This window comes from Bacillus sp. TE8-1 (assembly GCF_008368855.1).
GTDB classification, from domain to species: Bacteria; Bacillota; Bacilli; order Bacillales; family Bacillaceae_G; genus Bacillus_A; species Bacillus_A cereus.
On the sequence record NZ_QPET01000014.1, the window covers coordinates 49,973 to 72,446 of the forward strand.

Consider the following 22,474-nt stretch of genomic DNA (forward strand, 5'->3'; position numbering starts at 1 on the left):
AGTATGAAACAAGTTGTTGTAGCGACAAAAAATATGGGGAAAGTACGTGAATTTGCTGAGTTATTTGAGCGATTTGATTTAGAAGTGAAATCATTACACGATTTTCCTCATATTGAAGAAGTCGAAGAAACTGGTGAAACATTTGAAGAAAATGCGATCTTAAAAGCGGATAGTTTGAGTAGACAGTTGAATGCAATTGTAATTGCGGATGATTCAGGTCTTATTGTAGATGCGTTAAACGGGAAACCAGGCGTGTATTCAGCTCGTTTTGCTGGAGAGCCAAAAGATGATCAAGCGAATATTGATAAAGTTTTACAAGAATTAAATGAAATACCGTTTGATAAGCGTAAAGCTCGCTTCTACTGTGCATTAGCAGTAGCTTTCCCTGAAGGTGATAAAAAGCCTGTCATTGTAAACGGGACATGTGAAGGATTTATTTTAGAACAACGCCGCGGAGAAAATGGCTTTGGATACGATCCGATCTTTTATGTGGAAGAGTACAAAAAAGCAATGGCGGAATTAAGTTCAGATGAAAAAAATGCTATTAGTCACCGCGGACGTGCTCTTCGTAAGTTAGAAGAAAAAATCCCGGAATGGTTTTTAGGAGAATAAGGGAGAGAGAATGATGAAAGCTTTAATCGTAAGCGATAGTCATAGCTCTGTGAAGGAATTACAGCAGTTGAAAGAGAAGTATGAAGGGAAAGTAGATATCATGATTCATTGCGGTGATTCAGAGCTAACATCTGCTCATGAAGAAATGCAAGGTTTCCATGTTGTAAAAGGAAACTGTGATTATGCTAACTTTCAAGATGAAATTGTAACTGATGTAGATGGAATTCGCTTCTTAGTTGTGCATGGACATCGCCATAATGTGAAAATGACATTACAAACGCTAGCGTACCATGCTGAAGAAGTGGGAGCACAAGTTGCATGCTTCGGACATTCTCACGTATTAGGTGCGGAATTAATCGAGGGCGTTTTATTTATTAATCCAGGCAGTATTTTATTACCACGTCAGCGTGTAGAAAAGACATTTGCTTTATTAGAAATGGATGAAAATCAAATGGAAGTTCGTTTTGAAACGTTAGACGGACAACTAGTTGAACAGGCAGTTTTTAAAAGAGGATAAGAAAATTTATCCTCTTTTTAAAAAGGTGTTGACTTTATGTGTGGTTATACATATAATAAATATTGTCGATAGGGCAACGGCGCTAACGAAGAAAAGAAAATAACATATGCGGGTGTAGTTTAGTGGTAAAACAAGAGCCTTCCAAGCTCTGGTCGAGAGTTCGATTCTCTTCACCCGCTCCATGTCCCAGTAGCTCAGCCGGATAGAGCATACGCCTTCTAAGCGTACGGTCGGGAGTTCGAATCTCTCCTGGGACGCTAAAAAAACCTTGTTATCTTTTGATAACAAGGTTTTTTGTTTGGGTTATAAGTGTAGTTCATGCTTAATATTTGCGACCTTTCCTTTGATATTAAGCAGTTGCATATGTACTTCTTTTTCTTAAATAAAAAGAGGACCATTTATGCGCCCTATTCCTCTTATTTAATTTAAAGAATCAATAGGTTTATGATGGAACTCAAATCCATATCCAGATTCTCTTAATTGTTTACTTACAATATTATAAAACTCTTTACCATTCTAGTACGATTGAGCAGCAGTTATCGGAACTTATCCCTGTGAGTGTGTTACAATTAATAGAAGCGGAAAACGAGAATCTCCAATTGACTGGACCTGTGATTGGTTAGATGGTTTAAGAAGGTCGTATAAAAAAGGGAGATGGCGCAAAGATGGCGAGATCAAATGAGAATGATTTAACGGAGAAATTGGCAGAAGGCCACCGAAAATATGGTGATGGCAATTTTACAGTACAGAACATCGGTGATGAAACTAACCCGAATTGGACTGTCGTAAAAAATGTGAGGAAGGGATCGGCAGGCATTCGCGAAGGAGAAGATATATTAAGACTGCGATCAAAATATATAAAATAGTACGGAAATGGGCGGAGCGGGAGTTCGAATCTCTCCTGGTACGCTGCAAAAACCTTGTTATCTTTTGATAACAAGGTTTTCTGTTTAGTTATTAATAAACTTCTCAAATACAAAACCATAATCTTTCACATTATATTGTTTCTTCGTATCAACAAGCCAGTTAAAGGCAATCTCGTTCATTTCTTTAAATTGCTCTGCTAAATTTACTTGTGCGTTTGAAATGCGGCTAAAGGCATTAGATGCCATATCTAAACTTTTATGTGCATATTGTAATGTAATATCGTTGTCGTATGAAATTTCTTCGATTTTAAGTAAAGCCTTATATAAATCTTTTAATTCTTCAATATGTTTTTTATGAACATCAATTGAGTAATGTTCATCGCCCATTTGAAACTTAATTTCTACATCTAAATCAATCGTTCCTGCAGTTTCAAGTGCTACGTTTTTAATTTGATATTTGCTATAACTAAAGCGGCGTAGTGTACGTTTTTTACTTGTTGCGCTTGTACCGTCTAAGTGAATTAACCCTTTGTTTGTGAAGCAATATTCATCTGATTTCGATTTAATTAGAAAGTAAATTTTCTCCCCATCTTCATGCATTACATAATCATCGGCATCGACCTTATCATAGTCTTTAGGTGTAATAACAGAACCTACATCGCTTAGTCCTAATACATCTGCGGCCATTTTTTTAAACATATATAATCCCCCTTGTAAATTAAATTCTTAATTGTACAAAAATATATTAACATGATTTTCATCCTTTGTTTTCTTGTAATACGAAAATATCTGAAGGTAAGTTAAGAAAAGTAATGAATAATTATTTTGATCCTAAATTATTTAGTAAATCTATTAGTTTAAGATTGGATTCTCCGAAAAATAACCAAGAGAAAAAAGTTAATTTTGCAAGTGATTATAGAGAAATTCCGTGAAAGCACCTCAAGCTATGTGAGGTGTTTTTCTATCCTCTTTTGAAATCTTACAATTCTGTAAGGTAACTGTAAGGTAGTTCGATGGTAACAAATTGCTAATCTTTTATAATGAAGATAACAACGATAAAACGAGGAGGCAGAAATGATGAAAGGATTAGTTGTAACGGGCTTAACGGTTGCTTTTGGATTTGTAGCGTATGAGAAATTAACGTATGTAGTTGATGTTGTGAAACATTTGATTGCTTAGAGAAAACAGCCATGAGAGGGAAAGGGAATGAGTGAATGAATGGAATGGTTATTTGGAATTATAGGTACTTGTAGTGTAGTGTTATTGTTCTTTGTCCCAAGTGGTATACTTAGTTCGACAACAAGTTTGTTCTTCTTAAGTTTGTTTGCTTGTACGATGCTTATTATTATGTTTTTAATGAAGCGAAGTAAACCAATCTTCTATTTTAGCATGATTGTTATGGCAATTATTGTTCTCCAAATTATTACCCTTGTAATATACCCCACAATTATAAAAGCTTTCCATTAATGATGAATCCTCTGCGTTTGTTGCTGGGGATTTTTATTTGTACAATTTTAATTTTTAGTAGAGATTTATTCGTATTGGAATGTAAAAATTAAATATTTTCATATTTCAAACAAATAATTTGGGGATGTTGTGTTCTCATTACGCATTTGATATATTTACTTTGAACATAATTAAAATCAAGAAAAAGAGGCGGACGTATGGATAAAAAAGAAAATACGGTCGTATTGTTTCCGCAGCTATCAGAGCGCTATATTGATGAAGGTTTTTTAGCGTTGAAAGAGCGGAAGTTCGAAGATGCATTGCGCTGCTTTGAAATATTACGTCAGTATAATGCGGAAACGGAACAAACGGAATTAGCTTCAGTTATTTGTTTACTCGAATTAAAACGTATGGAAGAAGCGAAAGACAAATGTGAACAGTTGCTTAAAACAGGAGTTGTCTTATTTGGTGATATTCTTGAAACGTACGTGACTATTTTAGTTCAAACAAATGATTATGAAGGTGTTATTGAAACTGTTGAAAAGGTTTTACAAACGAAAGATATAATGCCTGATCAAAAGGAAAAATTAGCGCAGCTTGCTTTATTTGCAGAAGGTATGCTAAATGAGGGAGACGCATCGCTAGTGGATTCAAATTTTGAGTTGAATGAGTTTACTAATGAAATTTTTGGAGAAAACTTTGGACAGAAGCTAAGAGCGATTCAGCGACTTTCATTAAAAGACTTAGATCTTGCATTACCTGTTTTAAAGAAATTTTTAATAGATGAAGAGCAACACCCCTATTTGAAAACTTCTATTTTGTATAAAATGATAGAAAGTCAGGTAGAAGAGGAAATAGAGGTAGAAAAGTTTGGGAATACGATTAAGGTAATTCCAGCATTTACAGGTCATAATGAGGAGCAATCCAATAACATTATACATAAATTATCAAGTCGATTAGAGCAAAATTATCCCGATATATTTGAAGCGATGGTTACATATTGGAAAGAATTGCAAATTAGCATTTTCCCATTCGCTCTATTAATGGATAAAGAAGAGATTTGGTCAGCTGTTTTAGAGAGAATTGGAAGAAAGCGTTTCGGATTGGCTATTGATGAAGAAGAGCTTATGGCAGCATACAATATCGAATTGGAAGAGTTTCATATTGCCTATCAATGGTTATTACGTGTTGAAAGAGAAGGATATTTGCCCGTATAATTATGAAAAAGAATCGTTCAGTTCTTGAAACGAGCATATTCTATGTTATAATGTAAGGGTTGCAAAAGGCAGAAAACTGCCTGTTTGTAAGAGAAGAGAAGTGTAATTCTCTTACTTAATATGTTTCATATTATTCTCGAACAAAATATACCGTAGTTGTCTTCTGGGCAATTAGTAGATTGGAACATTATATCTGAAAGCTTTTGCTAGAGGATTATTTGTGTATTTGTTATTTCAAAAAAGAGATAATGAAGATCTTAATCTATAGAGGTATGTGCATACATTATTATAGTTGGAGGGAAAGAATAAATGTCTACAAAATGGGAAAAATTAGAAGGTAACGTTGGCGTTTTAACAATCGAAGTTGATGCTAAAGAAGTAAACAACTCTATCGACGCTGCGTTCAAAAAAGTAGTAAAAACAATTAACGTACCAGGTTTCCGTAAAGGAAAAATGCCTCGTCCATTATTCGAACAACGCTTTGGTATTGAATCTTTATACCAAGATGCTTTAGATATCATTTTACCAAAAGCATACGGTGAAGCGATTGAAGAAGCTGGTATCTTCCCAGTTGATCATCCTGAAATCGACATCGAGAAGTTCGAAAAAAATGCTAACCTTATCTTCACTGCAAAAGTTACAGTGAAACCTGAAGTTAAATTAGGTGAGTACAAAGGTTTAGCAGTAGAAAAAGTTGAAACAACTGTAACTGACGAAGATGTAGAGAACGAATTAAAATCTTTACAAGAACGTCAAGCTGAACTAGTTGTTAAAGAAGAAGGAACTGTTGAAAACGGTGATACAGCTGTAATCGACTTCGAAGGTTTCGTTGATGGCGAAGCATTTGAAGGCGGAAAAGGCGAAAACTACTCTCTAGCAATCGGTTCTGGTACATTCATCCCAGGTTTCGAAGAGCAAGTAATCGGTCTTAAATCTGGTGAGTCTAAAGACGTTGAAGTATCATTCCCAGAAGAGTACCATGCTGCTGAATTAGCTGGCAAACCAGCAACATTCAAAGTAACAATTCACGAAATCAAAACAAAAGAACTTCCTGAGTTAAACGACGAGTTCGCTAAAGAAGCAGACGAAGCGGTTGCAACTCTTGATGAATTAAAAGCAAAACTTCGCACAAACTTAGAAGAAGGCAAAAAGCACGAAGCTGAGCACAAAGTACGTGACGAAGTAGTAGAATTAGCTGCTGCTAACGCTGAAATCGAAATTCCAGAAGCTATGATCAACACTGAGTTAGATCGTATGGTTCGTGAATTCGAGCAACGTTTAAGCCAACAAGGTATGAACCTTGAGCTTTACTACCAATTCACAGGTACTGATGCTGACAAATTAAAAGAGCAAATGAAAGAAGATGCACAAAAACGTGTAAGAATCAATCTTGTTCTTGAAGCTATCATTGAAGCTGAAAACATCGAAGTTACTGAAGAAGAAGTAACTGCAGAAGTTGAAAAAATGGCTGAAATGTACGGTATGCCAGTAGACGCTATCAAGCAAGCTCTTGGAAGCGTAGACGCTTTAGCTGAAGATCTTAAAGTGCGTAAAGCTGTAGACTTCTTAGTAGAAAACGCTGCATAATAAAATAACAAGGCACGATTAAAATCGTGCCTTGTTTTATAAATATAGAAATATATTTATAAAACTTTTCGATGGAGAAGGAAAAGTTCCTTTACAAGTCGAATATACATATTTCAAAAGTTTTAAAAATTTTTTATTTGTACATAACTAGTCATATTATTTGTATTTCTCGCCACGTAGTGACATAATATGTATTTACATACGATACATTTATCGTGTACATACGAAGGCAAGAGGTTAGCACTTTGTAAGGGGTGTGAAAATATGTTTAAATTTAATGATGAAAAAGGGCAATTAAAATGTTCTTTCTGTGGTAAAACACAAACGCAAGTTCGAAAGTTAGTGGCAGGTCCAGGTGTTTACATTTGTGACGAGTGTATCGAACTTTGTACTGAAATTGTACAAGAGGAGCTTGCGAAGGACGAAGAAGTAGAATTCAAAGATGTACCGAAACCGGTAGAAATTCGTGAAATCTTAGATGAGTATGTCATCGGGCAAGATAGCGCGAAAAAAGCACTAGCGGTAGCGGTATATAACCATTACAAACGCATTAATTCTAACAGCAAAATTGATGATGTAGAATTAGCGAAGAGTAATATCGCACTTATCGGGCCAACAGGTAGTGGTAAAACATTACTGGCACAAACTTTAGCGCGTATTTTAAATGTTCCATTTGCAATCGCGGACGCAACATCTTTAACAGAAGCTGGATATGTTGGGGAAGATGTAGAAAATATCTTACTAAAATTAATTCAAGCAGCTGATTATGATGTAGAGAAAGCGGAAAAAGGAATTATTTATATTGATGAGATTGATAAAGTGGCACGTAAGTCCGAAAATCCATCAATTACACGTGATGTATCTGGTGAAGGTGTGCAGCAGGCACTTCTGAAAATTTTAGAAGGTACTGTAGCAAGCGTTCCACCTCAAGGTGGTCGTAAGCATCCGCACCAAGAGTTTATTCAAATTGATACAACGAACATCTTATTCATTTGTGGTGGAGCGTTTGATGGCATTGAGCCGATTATTAAACGTCGCCTTGGTGAAAAAGTAATTGGATTTGGTTCTGAGAAGAAAAATGCTGATGTAAATGAGAAGCATGTTTTATCTCACGTATTACCAGAGGATCTTTTAAGATTTGGTTTAATTCCAGAGTTTATCGGTCGTCTTCCAGTTATTGCGAACCTAGAGCCACTTGATGAAGATGCTCTTGTTGATATTTTAACGAAACCGAAAAATGCACTTGTTAAGCAATTCCAAAAATTATTGGAGCTTGACGATGTTGAGTTAGAGTTTGAAGAAGGTGCACTAATCGAAATTGCGAAAAAAGCAATTGAACGTAAAACGGGTGCTCGTGGACTTCGTTCTATTATTGAAGGCTTAATGCTTGATGTAATGTTCGAACTTCCATCTCGTAAAGATATCGAGAAGTGTATTCTTACAAAAGAAACAGTAGCTGATAATGAGCCGCCAAAATTGGTGTTACAAGACGGTACTGTACTTGATACAAAAACATCTGCATAATGAGAAAGGGAAACAGCAATTTTTATAATTGCTGTTTTTCTTTATGTTTAGCTACGTTCCTCCGCGGAAATACTAAGAGATAAAATATTGCGGGAGGAAATAAATAATGAGCTGGACAAATATATTTTTAGTTGTTCAACTTGTTTTTGGTGTAATTGTCGGATTGTATTTCTGGCATTTACTTCGAAATCAACGAACACAAAAAGTTTCAATTGATCGAGAATCGAAAAAAGAATTAGAACAGCTTCGTAAAATGCGTGAGATTTCTTTAACAGAACCGCTAGCAGAAAAGGTGCGTCCTACAACCTTTTTAGATATTGTAGGGCAAGAGGACGGAATTAAGTCGTTAAAAGCGGCTCTTTGTGGTCCGAATCCGCAACATGTAATCATATATGGCCCGCCAGGTGTTGGGAAAACAGCGGCAGCACGTCTTGTATTAGAAGAAGCGAAACGAAATCCTAAATCTCCATTTCGTACGAATGCAACATTTATTGAACTTGATGCGACAACAGCTCGGTTTGATGAACGTGGTATCGCAGACCCTTTAATAGGTTCGGTGCATGATCCGATTTATCAAGGTGCTGGGGCGATGGGGCAAGCAGGTATTCCGCAACCGAAAAAAGGTGCTGTAACAGATGCACATGGTGGTATTTTGTTTATTGATGAGATTGGCGAGCTCCATCCGATTCAAATGAATAAAATGTTAAAGGTGTTAGAAGATCGAAAAGTATTTTTAGAAAGTGCGTACTATAGTGAAGAAAATACGATGATCCCAACATATATACATGATATTTTCCAAAAAGGCTTACCGGCAGATTTTCGCTTAGTTGGAGCAACGACACGTTCGCCAGAGGAAATTCCTCCTGCTATTCGGTCACGTTGCTTAGAAGTATTTTTCCGTGAATTAGATACGGAAGAAATTCAAAAAGTAGCGAAAAATGCCGCGGAAAAAGTGGAAATGCAAATAGGTGAAAATGGTATTGAAATGATCGGGATGTATGCAAGGAATGGACGAGAAGCGATTAATCTCGTGCAAATCTCTGCTGGTATGGCGATAAATGAAGAACGTTCTTTCATTAAGGATGAAGATATAGAGTGGGTTGTTCACTCAAGTCAGCTTACACCGAAATATGAAAAGCACATTTATCCGATTCCAAGGATTGGTCTTGTAAATGGTCTTGCTGTATACGGACCAAATACAGGTGCGTTATTAGAAATTGAAGTAACAGCAATCAAGGCGAAAGATAAAGGATCGGTAAATGTTACCGGAATTGTGGAAGAAGAAAGTATTGGTAGTCAAACGAAATCGATTCGTCGTAAAAGTATGGCGAAAGGCTCTGTTGATAATGTATTAACAGTACTTCGTTCTTTAGATGTGTTGCCAGAAGGATATGATATACATATTAATTTTCCAGGTGGTATCCCAATTGATGGACCTTCTGCAGGAATCGCTATGGCAACAGGTGTATATTCTGCGGTGCACCGCACGTATGTAAATAATGAAGTAGCGATGACAGGGGAAATAAGTATACACGGAGAAGTAAAACCTATTGGTGGCGTGTACGCAAAAATAAAAGCTGCGAAAAAAGCGGGAGCTAAGAAAGTCATTATTCCTGCTGAAAATATGCAACCATTTTTGTATACGATCAAGGGAATTGAAATTATTCCTGTCCGTAAGTTAAAAGAAGTATTTGAGTTAACGTTTATGCAAGAAAATATGCATAGAGAGCTAGATGTACATACTCACGTAGACGAAACAGATGCACAATCTATGTAAAAATAAACAATAATAAAATTTGCCAGACTTCGTTTAAGTTTGTATGCTTAATCGGAGTCTTTTTTCTTTTCGTGAGGTAGAAAAACAAGCTATTTACAATTGCGCGGAATCTCAGCAATTGCATCTAGGTGTATTGTAATATAAAATAGTTGAACAGGAGTTTAATTTATTATGGAGGTGCTATGTCTAGTATGAATACGAACGAAAGAATCGTGCCCCTCCTACCATTAAGAGGCGTTCTCGTATATCCAACGATGGTTTTGCATCTTGATGTAGGACGTGATAAATCGATACAAGCACTAGAGCAGGCGGCAATGGATGAAAATATCATCTTTTTAGCAATGCAAAAAGAAATGAATATCGATGATCCGAAAGAAGATGACATATATAGTGTAGGTACGGTGGCGAAAGTGAAGCAAATGTTAAAATTGCCGAACGGTACGCTTCGTGTCCTTGTGGAAGGTTTACATAGAGCAGAAGTAATAGAGTTTATCGAAGAAGAAAATGTAGTACAAGTGTCTATTAAAACGGTAACTGAAGAAGTAGAAGATGATTTAGAAGAGAAAGCTTTTATGCGTACGTTACTGGAGCATTTCGAACAATATATTAAAGTCTCGAAAAAAGTTTCAAATGAAACATTTGCAACGGTAGCTGATGTGGAAGAACCAGGGAGATTAGCTGATTTAATTGCTTCTCACTTGCCGATTAAAACGAAGCAGAAACAAGAGATTCTAGAGATTGTATCTGTAAAAGAACGATTACAAACACTTATTTCAATTATTCAAGATGAACAAGAGTTACTTAGCCTAGAAAAGAAAATTGGGCAAAAAGTGAAACGTTCCATGGAGCGCACGCAAAAAGAATATTTCTTACGTGAGCAAATGAAGGCGATTCAAACTGAACTTGGCGACAAAGAAGGCAAGGGCGGAGAAGTAGAAGAACTTCGTGAGAAAATTGAACAGTCAGGAATGCCGGAAGAAACAATGAAGGCTGCGCTGAAAGAATTAGATCGTTATGAAAAGTTACCAGCAAGTTCTGCGGAGAGTGGTGTTATTCGCAATTATATTGATTGGTTATTAGCGCTTCCGTGGACAGAGGCAACAGAAGATATAATTGATCTTGCTCATTCGGAAGAGATTTTAAATAACGATCATTACGGTCTTGAAAAAGTGAAAGAGCGTGTACTTGAATATTTAGCTGTACAGAAGTTAACGAATTCATTAAAAGGACCTATCCTTTGTTTAGTAGGCCCTCCTGGGGTCGGCAAAACTTCGTTAGCGCGTTCAATTGCAACATCATTGAATCGTAACTTCGTCCGTGTATCTCTTGGTGGTGTGCGTGATGAATCTGAAATTCGTGGTCACCGCCGTACATATGTTGGAGCAATGCCAGGACGCATTATTCAAGGTATGAAAAAGGCGAAAACAGTTAATCCAGTCTTCTTATTAGATGAGATTGATAAAATGTCTAACGATTTCCGTGGAGATCCATCAGCGGCATTACTTGAAGTATTAGATCCAGAACAAAACCATAACTTCAGTGATCATTACATTGAAGAGCCATATGATCTATCAAAAGTTATGTTTGTAGCAACTGCTAATACACTTTCAAGTATTCCAGGTCCATTACTTGACCGTATGGAAATCATTTCGATTGCTGGCTATACAGAACTTGAAAAAGTACACATTGCTCGTGAGCATTTATTGCCGAAACAATTAAAAGAACATGGCTTACGAAAAGGTAATTTACAAGTGCGTGATGAAGCGCTGCTTGAGATTATTCGTTATTATACACGTGAGGCTGGTGTTCGTACGCTAGAGCGCCAAATTGCAAAAGTTTGCCGTAAAGTAGCGAAGATTATCGTTACAGCAGAACGTAAACGTATCGTTGTGACAGAGAAAAAGATTGTTGATTTACTTGGTAAACACATATTCCGTTATGGGCAAGCTGAAAAAACAGACCAAGTTGGTATGGCAACAGGTCTAGCTTACACAGCAGCAGGCGGCGATACACTTGCCATTGAAGTTTCTGTAGCGCCAGGAAAAGGGAAACTAATTTTAACAGGGAAACTTGGGGATGTTATGAAAGAATCAGCACAAGCTGCGTTTAGTTATATACGTTCTCGTGCAGAAGAGCTTCAGATCGATCCGAATTTCCATGAGAAAAATGATATTCATATTCACGTTCCAGAAGGAGCGGTTCCAAAAGACGGACCGTCAGCAGGTATTACGATGGCAACGGCACTTATTTCTGCGCTAACAGGTATTCCTGTAAGTAAAGAAGTGGGTATGACAGGTGAAATTACACTTCGTGGTCGTGTATTACCAATTGGTGGTTTAAAAGAAAAAACATTAAGTGCTCACCGCGCAGGCTTAACAAAAATTATTTTGCCAGCAGAAAACGAGAAAGATTTAGATGATATTCCAGAGAGCGTAAAAGAAAACCTTACGTTTGTGCTTGCATCTCATTTAGATGAAGTATTGGAGCACGCATTAGTAGGAGTGAAACAATGAAAGTAACAAAAGCAGATATTGTAATTAGTGCTGTTAAACCAGAACAATATCCAGACAGTGATTTACCAGAAATTGCATTAGCAGGTCGTTCAAATGTGGGGAAGTCTTCCTTTATTAATAAAATTTTAAATCGTAAAAAGTTAGTACGTATTTCTTCTAAACCAGGAAAAACGCAAACGCTGAACTTTTTCTTAATCAATGAGATGATGCACTTTGTTGACGTTCCAGGTTATGGATATGCGAAAGTATCTAAATCGGAGCGCGCTGCATGGGGGAAAATGATTGAAACGTACTTTACAACGCGTGAACAATTAGACGCAGCTGTATTAGTAGTTGATTTACGTCACCAACCAACAAGTGATGACGTGATGATGTATGATTTCTTAAAGCATTATGAAATCCCAACAATTATTATTGCGACGAAAGCCGATAAAATTCCGAAAGGGAAATGGCAAAAGCATTTAAAAGTTGTAAAAGAAACGCTTGCTGTTGAAATTGGCGATGAAATTGTTCTATTCTCTTCTGAAACAGGACTTGGAAAAGAAGAAGCGTGGAAAGCAATTCATAAATTTACAAAAACAAAAAACGCGTGACGAATGTCGCGCGTTTTTGTTTTGCTAAATTTTTTAGCGTACGTTTAATGTAACTTCAATATTTCCTCGTGTTGCTTTCGAGTAAGGACATACACCGTGAGCCGCTTCCACAAGTTCTTGTGCTTCGCTATGTGAAACGCCAGCCACATGTACATCAAGTACAGCAGATAGGCCGAAACCACCATCTGTATCTTTTCCGATAGAAACGTGAGCAGTTACTTCTGTACTTTCTACTTTCACACGTTTTGTACGAATGACAAGTTGTAATGCACTATCGAAACAAGCTGCATAACCAGCTGCAAATAGTTGTTCTGGATTTGTTGCTTCTCCGCCTGCACCACCTAGTGCTTTCGGCATTTTTACATCAAGATTTAATATGCCATCATCTGAAACTACTTTCCCATTTCTTCCACCTGTTGCTGTTACTGAAGCAGTATATAATTTATCCATATTTATTCCCCTTTTCCATCATTAATTGTTTTCATTGTGTCAATCAGTTTATTTAGTTGAATTAATAAAGAGCGATATTCTTGCTCTGTAATTCCTAAGTTTGTAGCCATCGTTGTCGGTAATGAACAAGCCTTTTCCTTTAAATCTTTGCCCTGTTCTGTTAATTCAATACAAACTTTTCGCTCGTCTTCTTTGGAACGAACACGTTTTACAAGTTTTAATGATTCCATACGTTTTAACATAGGTGTTAACGTACCAGAATCTAAAAATAGACGTTCTCCAATTTCTTTTACTGTTAGTCCATCTTGCTCCCATAGTACGAGTAAAGTAATGTACTGGGGATACGTAATACCCATTTCTTCTAAATAAGGTCGATAAAAACGAGTAACCTCTCTAGAGCAGGCGTAAATAGAAAAACAAAGTTGGTTATCTAGATGCAAAGAGTCTTCTGTCATAAATAACTCCCTTCTAATTAAGTTGTGCACAATTTAATTTTGTAAAACCAATATAACGAAAAAGAAACACAATGTCAAATACATTGTATTGAGAAAGTCTTTGTTACATTTTGGAACAATCATACATATTTTCCTTCATGATGAAAGAAGATAGGGAAGATGATGTTATAATTTATATGGAATAGTTTCCATCACTTGATTATGAGGGCTTTTTTTGGTAACGTACAAATAGAGTTATTAATTTATAATCATTATAAAGTAGAAATTTTTTTATTAGTGTTACTGAATCTCCTGTATTACATACGGAGAATAATTAAAAAATAATCGGTTGTTCACACGATTGTCAGATTCATAAGAGGAAAGTTGTATTATGATAGTAGATAAAGTGATAAAACGGGTGAAGGGGGACATGCTGCGTGCATATTCTTGTTGTTAGTGTAAATTATCGAACAGCCCCTGTAGAATTTCGTGAGAAACTCACATTTCAGGCAGCAGAACTAGAGCGAGCGATGACTACATTACAAAATCAAAAGAGCGTGTTAGAGAATGTCATTGTATCAACTTGTAATCGCACTGAGATTTATGCTGTTGTCGATCAATTACACACGGGACGGTATTATATTAAGAAGTTTTTAGCTGATTGGTTTCAGCTTGAAATAGAAGAAGTCGCGCCATATTTAACTATTTTTGAACAAGATGGCGCAATAGATCATTTATTCCGCGTAACGTGCGGTTTAGATTCAATGGTAGTCGGAGAAACGCAGATTTTAGGTCAAATAAAAGATAGCTTTTTAGAAGCGCAACAAGTTAAAGCAACAGGCACAATTTTTAATGAATTGTTTAAGCAAGTCATTACATTAGCAAAACGTGCCCACTCAGAAACAACAATTGGTGAAAGTGCGATGTCTGTTAGTTATGCTGCTGTTGAGCTTGGAAAGAAAATATTTGGCGAGTTAACAGATTGTCATGTGCTTATTCTTGGTGCTGGTAAAATGGGCGAACTTGCACTACAAAACTTATATGGAAGTGGTGCTCGTAAAGTAACAGTTATGAATAGGACGCTTTCGAAAGCAGAAGTAATGGCTGAGAAATATATGGGACATGCAAAATCGTTAAGCGAATTACAATGTGCATTATTAGAAGCAGATATTTTAATTAGTTCAACTGGTGCATCTGAGTATGTCATTACGAAAGAGATGATGACAAAGGTGGAGAAAATGCGCTCTGGTCGTCCATTATTTATGGTTGACATTGCAGTGCCGCGTGATATTGATCCAGCGATTGATGAGCTAGAAGGTTCTTTCTTGTATGATATTGATGATTTACAAGGAGTAGTGGAGGCAAACCGTGCTGAGCGTTTGAAAGAGGCAGAGAAAATTCAATTTATGATTGAAGAGGAAATTGTTCTATTTAAAACGTGGTTAAGTACACTTGGTGTTGTTCCATTAATATCAGCTCTTCGTGATAAGGCACTTGCAATCCAAAGTGAAACGATGGTAAGCCTAGAGCGAAAAATACCAAACCTTAGTGATCGTGAGAAAAAAGTTATTAGTAAGCATACGAAAAGTATTATTAATCAATTATTAAAAGACCCAATTTTAGTAGCGAAAGAAATAGCTGCTGAAGAGGGAGCGAGCGAAAAATTAGCGTTATTTGCAAAGATTTTTGATTTAGAAACGGAAGAAGTAGAGAGTCGTGCGGAAGAAGTAGAACATAAAAGAGTGTGGACACCATCCGTTCCATCTTTATAATTTGGAAGGATGATCGGATGAGTTTTTTAAATAACAGTATTATTTATCATATTGCAATTATTTTATATGCTTGTAGCATTAGTTTATATTTTATAGATTATTTCCAAAGTAACCGAAAGGCGAACCGATTTGCTTTTTGGTTACTTGCGATTGTATGGGTCCTGCAGTCTATTTTTATGTTGCTTAGAGCTACAGATTCAGAAACGAATCCTATTTTAACTTTATTATCAGGGATTTATTTTTATGTTTGGTTATTGATTACGATGTCGTTAGTTATTAATCGATTTATGAGAATTGACTTTTTAGTCTTTTTTACAAATGTTGTAGCATTTGGCGTAAGCGCTTTTTCTATTTTTACACCGCTCGGAAAGATGTCGCCAGTACTTGCGGAACAATTAGTTTCAGAACTTGTATACGTGCATGTCGGTATGGCAATTATTTCTTACGCAACGTTTACTGTATCGTTCATTTTTTCTATTATGTATTTATTGCAATATCGCCTATTAAAAAAGAAAAAATGGAATGCGAGATTAAGAAGGTTAGGGAATTTACCGAAGCTAGAATCTATGTCTTACGGATTAAATTTATTTTCTGTTCCATTTTTCTTACTAGCAATTTTATTAGGATGTATATGGGGATATACAAAATTGGATAATTTCCATTGGTATGATACGAAAGTAATCGGATCTTTTGTCGTTCTATTTGTGTATTGCACAGGTTTATATTTACGAGCGGCAGATGTGTTGCAAGGTAAGAAAATTGTACAGTGGAATATCGGATCGTTTCTCGTAATGCTAGTAAACATTTTTCTATTAAGCAGTTTGTCCAATTTCCACTTTTGGTATTTATAATGAGGAGAGAGAATTATGCGCAAAATTATTGTAGGATCACGAAAGAGTAAACTAGCATTAACGCAAACAAACTGGTTTATTGATCAGTTAAAAGCCCTAGGTCTACCATATGAATTTGAAGTGAAAGAAATTGTCACAAAAGGTGATGTTATTTTAGATGTTACTCTTTCAAAAGTAGGCGGAAAAGGCTTGTTCGTTAAAGAAATTGAGCATGCGTTACTTACGAAAGAAATCGATATGGCTGTACATAGTATGAAAGATATGCCAGCCGTACTTCCAGAAGGTTTAATGATTGGCTGTACACCAAAGCGTGTTGACCCTCGTGATGCTTTTATCTCAAAAAATGGAGCATCGTTTAAAGAGTTAGCGGAAGGTGCTATTCTAGGTACGAGTAGTTTAAGACGTAGTGCACAGCTACTCGCTGCGAGACCAGATTTACAAGTGAAGTGGATTCGCGGGAATATCGATACACGTTTACGTAAATTAAAAGAAGAAGATTACGATGCGATTATTTTAGCGACAGCTGGATTACAAAGAATGGGCTGGGATAATGATGTTATTACAGAACATTTAGATGATACGTTATGTGTACCTGCTGTAGGACAAGGTGCATTAGCGATTGAGTGTCGTGAGGATGATAAGGATTTATTGCAGTTGTTAGCGCATATTAATGATACGATAACAGAAAGAACAGTGGCAGCGGAGCGAGTATTTCTTCATAAACTTGAAGGTGGATGCCAAGTTCCAATTGCTGGATATGCAACCCTTACAGAAAACGATGCAATCGAATTAACAGCTCTTGTCGGCTCTATGGATGGCTCCGTTTTATTAAAAGAGACAGTAGTGGGTACTAATCCTGAGGAAGTAGGGTTAGAGGCCGCGGACCGTTTAATTAAACAAGGCGCCAAAGAACTCATTCTTGCTGCAAATAAGGAGCAACAATAAATATGAACGCTCTCGCTGGAAAAACGGTATTGATTACACGTGCCCAGCATCAAGCGAAACAAATGAGTGTAGCAGTGAAAGAAAAGAGCGGAATTCCATTGGAAATTCCGCTTTTGCGTATGGAAGGTATGTCTCATAGGCAAATTCAACATATTGAAGAGCAGCTACATTCATACGACTGGGTTATTTTTACGAGCAGAAATGGTGTAGCTTTTTTTCTAGATAGTTTAAAAAAGAAACTACCGCTAACCATTAAAATCGCTGCGGTAGGTGTGAAAACAAAATTAGAGTTAGAAAAAAGGGGCTATCAAGTTCATTTTGTTCCGACTTCATTTGTTGCAGAAGCATTTGCAGAAGAGTTTCTAAAAGAATTAAGTGGAAACGAACGTATTTTATTTCCGAAAGGGAATTTAGCAAGAGAGGTAATTCCGGTTGCACTTCGGGAAATTGGTGTTTCTCTAGATGAGCTAATCGTATACGGTACGAAAGTGAATATAGAAAAAAAGCAAGAACTTATAGCAGCATTGAAGTTAGGGAAAGTAGACATTATTACATTTACGAGCCCTTCAACTGTTACTAGTTTTGTTCGTTTACTTGAGGGTACAAACTGGAGAGAATGGACAAAAAAATGTACAATTGCTTGTATAGGACCTATTACGGAAAAAGAGGCAAGTCTTTATTTTCCGTCTGTTATTGTGCCGAAAGAGTACACTGTAGAAGCATTACTACAATATGTTTGTGAATCTATAAAATGAAAGAATGGGGATAGAAATCTATGAACTCTTTACAATTTAATCGTCATCGTCGTTTAAGACAAAGCGGGGGCATGCGTGCACTTGTGCGTGAAACGTTTTTACATACGGAAGATTTTATTTACCCTATTTTTGTATTAGAAGGTGAAAATGTTCGTAATGAAGTTCCTTCTATGCCGGGCGTATATCAAATGTCTTTAGATTTATTGCAAGCTGAAATGCAAGAAGTTGTTGATTTAGGTATTCGTTCTGTTATTGTATTTGGTTTACCTGCTGAAAAGGATGAAGTTGGATCATCAGCATATTGTGATCATGGAATTGTACAACGTGCTATTCAGCAAATTAAAGGTGATTTCCCTGAGCTAGTAGTAGTTGCAGACACATGTTTATGTCAATTTACAAGCCATGGTCATTGCGGTGTAATTGAAGATGGGATTATTTTAAATGACGAGTCTCTTGCAGTTCTTGCGAAAACAGCTGTAAGTCAAGCGAAAGCAGGAGCGGATATTATTGCGCCATCAAACATGATGGACGGCTTCGTAACAGCAATTCGTCATGCATTAGACGAAAATGGTTTTGGACACGTGCCAGTTATGTCGTACGCTGTGAAATATTCATCAGCATTTTATGGACCATTCCGTGATGCTGCGCACGGTGCACCGCAATTTGGTGACCGTAAAACATATCAAATGGATCCGGCAAACCGTATGGAAGCATTCCGTGAAGCAGAATCAGATGTAATGGAAGGTGCAGATTTCTTAATCGTAAAACCAGCTCTTTCTTACTTAGATATCGTTCGTGATGTGAAAAATAACTTTAATTTACCAGTTGTCGCTTATAATGTAAGTGGTGAATATTCGATGATTAAAGCGGCAGCGCAAAATGGTTGGATTAATGAAAAAGAAGTTGTTCTTGAAAAATTAATTAGTATGAAACGTGCAGGGGCAGATTTAATTATTACGTATCATGCAAAAGATGCAGCAAGATGGTTACAAGAAGGAGGCGCTAAATAATGAAAAAGTTTGATAAGTCAATTGCAGCGTTTGAAGAGGCGCAAGACTTAATGCCTGGTGGCGTAAATAGCCCGGTTCGTGCCTTTAAGTCTGTTGGGATGAATCCGTTGTTTATGGAGCGTGGAAAAGGCTCTAAAGTATATGATATCGATGGGAATGAATACATCGACTACGTATTATCATGGGGTCCTTTAATTCATGGTCATGCAAATGATCGTGTTGTAGAAGCGTTAAAATCTGTTGCTGAAAGAGGTACAAGCTTCGGTGCACCAACAGAAATTGAAAATAAATTAGCAAAACTTGTTATTGAGCGCGTCCCATCAATTGAGATTGTGCGTATGGTTAACTCTGGAACGGAAGCAACAATGAGTGCACTACGTTTAGCTCGTGGTTATACAGGTCGTAATAAAATCTTGAAATTTATTGGTTGTTACCACGGTCATGGTGATTCGTTATTAATTAAAGCTGGTTCTGGTGTGGCGACTTTAGGTTTACCAGATAGTCCTGGTGTACCAGAAGGTGTAGCGAAAAATACGATTACAGTAGCTTATAACGATTTAGAAAGCGTAAAATACGCGTTTGAACAATTCGGTGATGATATTGCTTGTGTAATTGTAGAACCAGTAGCAGGAAATATGGGGGTTGTTCCTCCGCAGCCTGGATTTTTAGAAGGTCTTCGTGAAGTAACAGAAGAAAACGGTGCATTGCTTATTTTTGATGAAGTAATGACAGGGTTCCGAGTAGCTTATAATTGTGGCCAAGGTTATTATGGCGTAACGCCTGATTTAACATGCCTAGGTAAAGTAATCGGTGGTGGTTTACCGGTAGGAGCATACGGTGGTAAAGCGGAAATTATGCGCCAAGTTGCGCCAAGCGGACCGATTTACCAAGCTGGTACTTTATCAGGTAACCCACTTGCAATGGCGGCAGGTTATGAAACGTTAGTACAGTTAACGCCAGAATCATATGTAGAATTTGAGCGTAAAGCTGAAATGTTAGAAGCTGGATTACGTAAAGCAGCTGAAAAACATGGCATTCCGCATCATATTAACCGTGCAGGCTCTATGATTGGTATTTTCTTTACAGATGAACCCGTTATTAATTACGATGCAGCAAAATCTTCAAACTTAGAATTCTTTGCGGCTTACTATCGTGAAATGGTAGAACAAGGTGTATTCTTACCACCATCTCAATTCGAAGGTTTATTCTTATCGACAGCACATAGTGATGCAGATATTGAAGCGACGATTGCAGCAGCTGAAATTGCAATGTCAAAATTAAAAGCGTAGTGTATTAGAGAAAATCGCTCTCCATAAGGGGAGCGATTTTTTTTATTCATAAAGTAAGCTTCCCACACATAAATCTGTAATGACATATAGTTTGGGAGGGGGAAAAGAAGTGGCTACAGATCATTCATTACGATTTTCATTAAAAGAATCTGTGTGGTTCCAAAAAGGACAGGAAGTCGAAGAACTTTTGTCAATTTCGTTAGATCCAGACGTTGAGATAGAAGAGCTTGATCATGAAGTAATCGTGAGAGGACAATTAGATTTAACGGGAGAGTATGTTGCACGAAAAGATGATTCCGCGTATTCATTAAGAGAACTATCGCCAGCAAAGTCAATTGATTATGTAAAAACAAGAGAAGATGGGGTTAATGAACTTGTTCATTCCTTTCCACTTGAAATATCAATTCCGAGAAATCGAGTGAAAGTAATTGAAGAGCTATATGTATCAATCGAGGAATTTGATTATGAATTAAAGGAAAATGGTTGCTTACAATTATTAGCGGATATATCTATTACCGGTTTGTGTGATGAAGAGAGAAGCGAGGATGAAGTTGAAGAGGAAGAAACGGTATATGCTGAGTTAGAAGAAGATTCAGCGCAAGAGGATGAAAATAGACCGGCGCCGCATGTAGAAGAACCAGCATATAAGGAATCAGATGAGTGGGAAGATTACGCGTTTGAACCGTTCCAATTAGAGGAAAGAAAAGAGCAGGAATTAGAAGAAGAGAAAATAGAAGAACATGAATTTGTGGAACGTGAAGAGGAGCAAGAAACAACGCCGCAATTTGAACTGTTCGGACGAAAAGATTTCAAGAAAGAAAAAGCGAAAAAGCAGGAAGAACAAGAAGAAGAGTACTCACAGCGAGATGAAAATGCGCTTTATTTAACAAAACTATTTACGAAAGAACCGGAAGAAGAATTTACAAAGTTAAGAATGTATTTCGTGCAAGAAGGGGATACAATTGAATCTATTGCAGACCGTTATGAAACGTCTGTACAAAATTTATACCGTGTCAATCAAACAGAAGATATATTTTTAAATACGGGGCAAATTATTTATATTCCCGTTTCAAGGGTAAAGGCGAAATAAGGAAGTGAGTGTTTTCACTCACTTCCTTTCTTAGAGGCTATGTTTTGAATAGAAAGGGTTATTCGTATGGATATTGAGTTGCGAAATCACTATGAACCTATCGTGAGGCAATATAGATTGGATACGCAGCATATGGAAGAGCACGGAAATGTAATGAAAATTTATACGAATCAAGGTCCATATGCACTCAAGAAAATAGAAGGCAGAAAGTTAGAGCGGAATAACTTTCTGCATCATATTCAATATTTGAAGGAGAAAGGTTTTTCAAATTATGTACCTATATATCATGCGACGGATGGAAGTTATATTTTAAGTGACGGGACGTATAATTATTATTTAATGCCTTGGTTAGAACGTGCAGAAGGAAACGGTGAGGACAATGATCAATACCATAAAATGTTTCAGACACTTGGAACGTTGCATCAAAAAACTGTGAAGGAAGAAACGTATACGGAAGAAGATTTAGAAAAACATTATACAAGTATATCCGATCGTTGGGAAAATGATGGTGAGATGTTAGAAGAGTTTCTCGTAGAATCTGAATCAAAATGGTATATGTCCCCGTTTGAATTGCAATATTGTACGTACTATCATCATGTAATGAGAGCGCGTGAATTTGCAACGAAGCAATTAAATGAGTGGAACGATGCGATGAAAGAAAAAGAGAAAACGCGTATTACTTTTGTGCATGGTAATGTGTCACTGAATCATTTTTTATTTGACTATGAGCGGAATGGCTATTTTATTAGTTTAGAAAAATCGAAGTTTGCAACGCCTGTGCAAGATATAGTAGGTTTTTATTCACGGTCTTTAAACACATATCCAATCGCAAGAAGTGATCGGTTTGAATGGTTTCAAATGTATCAAAAAAATTTCCCTTTTACGAAAGAAGAGCAACTACTTATGTTTGCGTATATGACGTATCCATCACAATTTATTCGGCAAATCCAGTCTTATAAGAAAAGAAGAGATAATCGCAACGAGGAAAATGAACTGCGCGGAGTAAAGAGTTTGCAACAATCGCATTGGCTCGTTAGCAATATAGAATATTTCCTGTCACAATTACAAGCTGCCCAGCAAGGGAACGGATAAAGTAAACATTCCCCGCTGATGATTAGCCTTCACCAATTGGGCGTTTACGGGCAGCAGGGCTCCCATCTAACTTCTTTGCTTCAGCTGAGTTTTGAGGTGGAGGTCTTACTGCCCACAAATAGCGTGGTAAAGAA

General features: G+C 36.9%; 21 protein-coding genes, 2 tRNA genes and 1 pseudogene. 20 read left to right on the forward strand and 4 right to left on the reverse strand.

Going from position 1 to position 22,474, the window contains the following annotated elements; all coding sequences use genetic code 11:
• Positions 1-3: 3 nt before the first annotated feature.
• The 4 genes from DN404_RS12025 to DN404_RS12040 all read left to right on the forward strand — a co-directional run bounded on the left by DN404_RS12025 (position 4) and on the right by DN404_RS12040 (position 1,386).
• The gene (locus DN404_RS12025) at positions 4-612 is read left to right on the forward strand and encodes an XTP/dITP diphosphatase (protein WP_000815939.1); all 609 of its coding nucleotides are present in this window, start codon (positions 4-6) and stop codon (positions 610-612) included.
• A 13-nt stretch (positions 613-625) separates the two neighbouring features.
• Positions 626-1,129 carry a metallophosphoesterase gene (locus DN404_RS12030; protein ID WP_149215094.1) on the forward strand — a complete coding sequence of 168 codons (504 nt, stop codon included), beginning with the start codon at positions 626-628 and terminating at the stop codon, positions 1,127-1,129.
• Positions 1,130-1,237: 108 nt separating this feature from the next.
• Positions 1,238-1,311: transfer RNA gene (locus tag DN404_RS12035), tRNA-Gly, on the forward strand.
• A gap of 1 nt (position 1,312) precedes the next feature.
• Positions 1,313-1,386: transfer RNA gene (locus DN404_RS12040), tRNA-Arg, on the forward strand.
• Between the two features lie 163 nt (positions 1,387-1,549).
• On the opposite strand, the pseudogene DN404_RS31430 reads toward DN404_RS12040, so the two are convergent.
• Positions 1,550-1,642 (reverse strand): annotated as a pseudogene (locus tag DN404_RS31430) (DUF6572 domain-containing protein); the annotation flags it as partial.
• 152 nt (positions 1,643-1,794) lie between these two features.
• Here DN404_RS31430 and DN404_RS12045 point away from each other — a divergent pair.
• Positions 1,795-1,995, forward strand: coding sequence for a hypothetical protein (locus DN404_RS12045; protein WP_000124460.1), 201 nt, complete (start codon positions 1,795-1,797; stop codon positions 1,993-1,995).
• A gap of 84 nt (positions 1,996-2,079) precedes the next feature.
• Here DN404_RS12045 and DN404_RS12050 read toward each other — a convergent pair whose 3' ends face one another.
• Complete coding sequence (locus DN404_RS12050; RefSeq protein ID WP_000473869.1) at positions 2,080-2,694, reverse strand: PH domain-containing protein; 615 nt, start codon at positions 2,692-2,694, stop codon at positions 2,080-2,082.
• A 519-nt stretch (positions 2,695-3,213) separates the two neighbouring features.
• Here DN404_RS12050 and DN404_RS12055 point away from each other — a divergent pair.
• The 7 genes from DN404_RS12055 to ysxC all read left to right on the forward strand — a co-directional run bounded on the left by DN404_RS12055 (position 3,214) and on the right by ysxC (position 12,652).
• Positions 3,214-3,462, forward strand: a complete 249-nt coding sequence (locus tag DN404_RS12055; protein WP_001983650.1) for a hypothetical protein — start codon at positions 3,214-3,216, stop codon at positions 3,460-3,462.
• A gap of 197 nt (positions 3,463-3,659) precedes the next feature.
• Positions 3,660-4,658: a hypothetical protein gene (locus tag DN404_RS12060; protein ID WP_000358279.1), complete on the forward strand. Its 999-nt coding sequence runs from the start codon at positions 3,660-3,662 to the stop codon at positions 4,656-4,658.
• Positions 4,659-4,967: 309 nt separating this feature from the next.
• A complete protein-coding gene (gene tig / locus DN404_RS12065) occupies positions 4,968-6,245 on the forward strand; it encodes a trigger factor (RefSeq protein ID WP_000105215.1) in 1,278 nt (425 codons plus the stop codon).
• A 264-nt stretch (positions 6,246-6,509) separates the two neighbouring features.
• Positions 6,510-7,769 carry an ATP-dependent protease ATP-binding subunit ClpX gene (gene clpX / locus DN404_RS12070; RefSeq protein ID WP_000472289.1) on the forward strand — a complete coding sequence of 420 codons (1,260 nt, stop codon included), beginning with the start codon at positions 6,510-6,512 and terminating at the stop codon, positions 7,767-7,769.
• A 106-nt stretch (positions 7,770-7,875) separates the two neighbouring features.
• Entirely contained in the window at positions 7,876-9,546 is a 1,671-nt protein-coding gene (gene lonB, locus DN404_RS12075; RefSeq protein WP_000119170.1) for an ATP-dependent protease LonB, read from the forward strand.
• 182 nt (positions 9,547-9,728) lie between these two features.
• Positions 9,729-12,059 (forward strand): endopeptidase La, encoded by a 2,331-nt coding sequence (gene lon / locus DN404_RS12080; protein ID WP_000097285.1) that lies wholly within the window; start codon positions 9,729-9,731, stop codon positions 12,057-12,059.
• Complete coding sequence (gene ysxC / locus DN404_RS12085) at positions 12,056-12,652, forward strand: ribosome biogenesis GTP-binding protein YsxC (protein WP_000869116.1); 597 nt, start codon at positions 12,056-12,058, stop codon at positions 12,650-12,652. Before lon ends, ysxC begins: the two co-directional genes overlap by 4 nt.
• 33 nt (positions 12,653-12,685) lie before the next feature.
• Here the strand turns inward: ysxC and DN404_RS12090 are convergent, their stop codons facing one another.
• Both DN404_RS12090 and DN404_RS12095 read right to left on the reverse strand, forming a co-directional pair.
• Positions 12,686-13,102, reverse strand: a complete 417-nt coding sequence (locus DN404_RS12090) for an organic hydroperoxide resistance protein (RefSeq protein WP_000359781.1) — start codon at positions 13,100-13,102, stop codon at positions 12,686-12,688.
• A 2-nt stretch (positions 13,103-13,104) separates the two neighbouring features.
• On the reverse strand, positions 13,105-13,557 hold the full coding sequence (locus DN404_RS12095; RefSeq protein ID WP_000133916.1) for a MarR family winged helix-turn-helix transcriptional regulator: 453 nt from the start codon (positions 13,555-13,557) through the stop codon (positions 13,105-13,107).
• A 416-nt stretch (positions 13,558-13,973) separates the two neighbouring features.
• Here DN404_RS12095 and hemA point away from each other — a divergent pair, with 416 nt between their 5' ends.
• The 8 genes from hemA (at position 13,974) to ysxE (ending at position 22,340) form a co-directional block, all read left to right on the forward strand.
• The gene (gene hemA, locus DN404_RS12100) at positions 13,974-15,308 is read left to right on the forward strand and encodes a glutamyl-tRNA reductase (protein ID WP_000547868.1); all 1,335 of its coding nucleotides are present in this window, start codon (positions 13,974-13,976) and stop codon (positions 15,306-15,308) included.
• A 17-nt stretch (positions 15,309-15,325) separates the two neighbouring features.
• A complete protein-coding gene (locus tag DN404_RS12105) occupies positions 15,326-16,159 on the forward strand; it encodes a cytochrome c biogenesis protein (RefSeq protein ID WP_000008991.1) in 834 nt (277 codons plus the stop codon).
• A 15-nt stretch (positions 16,160-16,174) separates the two neighbouring features.
• Entirely contained in the window at positions 16,175-17,104 is a 930-nt protein-coding gene (gene hemC, locus DN404_RS12110; RefSeq protein ID WP_001226407.1) for a hydroxymethylbilane synthase, read from the forward strand.
• Positions 17,105-17,106: 2 nt separating this feature from the next.
• The gene (gene hemD / locus DN404_RS12115) at positions 17,107-17,859 is read left to right on the forward strand and encodes a uroporphyrinogen-III synthase (RefSeq protein WP_016123406.1); all 753 of its coding nucleotides are present in this window, start codon (positions 17,107-17,109) and stop codon (positions 17,857-17,859) included.
• A 20-nt stretch (positions 17,860-17,879) separates the two neighbouring features.
• A complete protein-coding gene (gene hemB, locus DN404_RS12120) occupies positions 17,880-18,869 on the forward strand; it encodes a porphobilinogen synthase (RefSeq protein WP_001087065.1) in 990 nt (329 codons plus the stop codon).
• On the forward strand, positions 18,869-20,158 hold the full coding sequence (gene hemL, locus DN404_RS12125) for a glutamate-1-semialdehyde 2,1-aminomutase (RefSeq protein WP_000712937.1): 1,290 nt from the start codon (positions 18,869-18,871) through the stop codon (positions 20,156-20,158). Before hemB ends, hemL begins: the two co-directional genes overlap by 1 nt.
• 79 nt (positions 20,159-20,237) lie before the next feature.
• The gene (spoVID, locus tag DN404_RS12130) at positions 20,238-21,248 is read left to right on the forward strand and encodes a stage VI sporulation protein D (RefSeq protein ID WP_149215095.1); all 1,011 of its coding nucleotides are present in this window, start codon (positions 20,238-20,240) and stop codon (positions 21,246-21,248) included.
• Between the two features lie 66 nt (positions 21,249-21,314).
• Positions 21,315-22,340 (forward strand): spore coat protein YsxE, encoded by a 1,026-nt coding sequence (gene ysxE / locus DN404_RS12135; protein WP_000350658.1) that lies wholly within the window; start codon positions 21,315-21,317, stop codon positions 22,338-22,340.
• Positions 22,341-22,474 lie beyond the last annotated feature (134 nt).

Excerpts from the sequence above, each read along its gene's own strand:
- DN404_RS12025 (WP_000815939.1), top strand. The coding sequence starts at position 4 with ATGAAACAAGTTGTTGTAGCGACAAAAAATATGGGGAAAGTACGTGAA.
- DN404_RS12030 (WP_149215094.1), top strand. The coding sequence starts at position 626 with ATGAAAGCTTTAATCGTAAGCGATAGTCATAGCTCTGTGAAGGAATTA.
- DN404_RS12045 (WP_000124460.1), top strand. The coding sequence starts at position 1,795 with ATGGCGAGATCAAATGAGAATGATTTAACGGAGAAATTGGCAGAAGGC.
- DN404_RS12050 (WP_000473869.1), bottom strand. The coding sequence starts at position 2,694 with ATGTTTAAAAAAATGGCCGCAGATGTATTAGGACTAAGCGATGTAGGT.
- DN404_RS12055 (WP_001983650.1), top strand. The coding sequence starts at position 3,214 with ATGGAATGGTTATTTGGAATTATAGGTACTTGTAGTGTAGTGTTATTG.
- DN404_RS12060 (WP_000358279.1), top strand. The coding sequence starts at position 3,660 with ATGGATAAAAAAGAAAATACGGTCGTATTGTTTCCGCAGCTATCAGAG.
- tig (WP_000105215.1), top strand. The coding sequence starts at position 4,968 with ATGTCTACAAAATGGGAAAAATTAGAAGGTAACGTTGGCGTTTTAACA.
- clpX (WP_000472289.1), top strand. The coding sequence starts at position 6,510 with ATGTTTAAATTTAATGATGAAAAAGGGCAATTAAAATGTTCTTTCTGT.
- lonB (WP_000119170.1), top strand. The coding sequence starts at position 7,876 with ATGAGCTGGACAAATATATTTTTAGTTGTTCAACTTGTTTTTGGTGTA.
- lon (WP_000097285.1), top strand. The coding sequence starts at position 9,729 with ATGTCTAGTATGAATACGAACGAAAGAATCGTGCCCCTCCTACCATTA.
- ysxC (WP_000869116.1), top strand. The coding sequence starts at position 12,056 with ATGAAAGTAACAAAAGCAGATATTGTAATTAGTGCTGTTAAACCAGAA.
- DN404_RS12090 (WP_000359781.1), bottom strand. The coding sequence starts at position 13,102 with ATGGATAAATTATATACTGCTTCAGTAACAGCAACAGGTGGAAGAAAT.
- DN404_RS12095 (WP_000133916.1), bottom strand. The coding sequence starts at position 13,557 with ATGACAGAAGACTCTTTGCATCTAGATAACCAACTTTGTTTTTCTATT.
- DN404_RS12105 (WP_000008991.1), top strand. The coding sequence starts at position 15,326 with ATGAGTTTTTTAAATAACAGTATTATTTATCATATTGCAATTATTTTA.
- hemC (WP_001226407.1), top strand. The coding sequence starts at position 16,175 with ATGCGCAAAATTATTGTAGGATCACGAAAGAGTAAACTAGCATTAACG.
- hemD (WP_016123406.1), top strand. The coding sequence starts at position 17,107 with ATGAACGCTCTCGCTGGAAAAACGGTATTGATTACACGTGCCCAGCAT.
- hemB (WP_001087065.1), top strand. The coding sequence starts at position 17,880 with ATGAACTCTTTACAATTTAATCGTCATCGTCGTTTAAGACAAAGCGGG.
- hemL (WP_000712937.1), top strand. The coding sequence starts at position 18,869 with ATGAAAAAGTTTGATAAGTCAATTGCAGCGTTTGAAGAGGCGCAAGAC.
- spoVID (WP_149215095.1), top strand. The coding sequence starts at position 20,238 with ATGACATATAGTTTGGGAGGGGGAAAAGAAGTGGCTACAGATCATTCA.
- ysxE (WP_000350658.1), top strand. The coding sequence starts at position 21,315 with ATGGATATTGAGTTGCGAAATCACTATGAACCTATCGTGAGGCAATAT.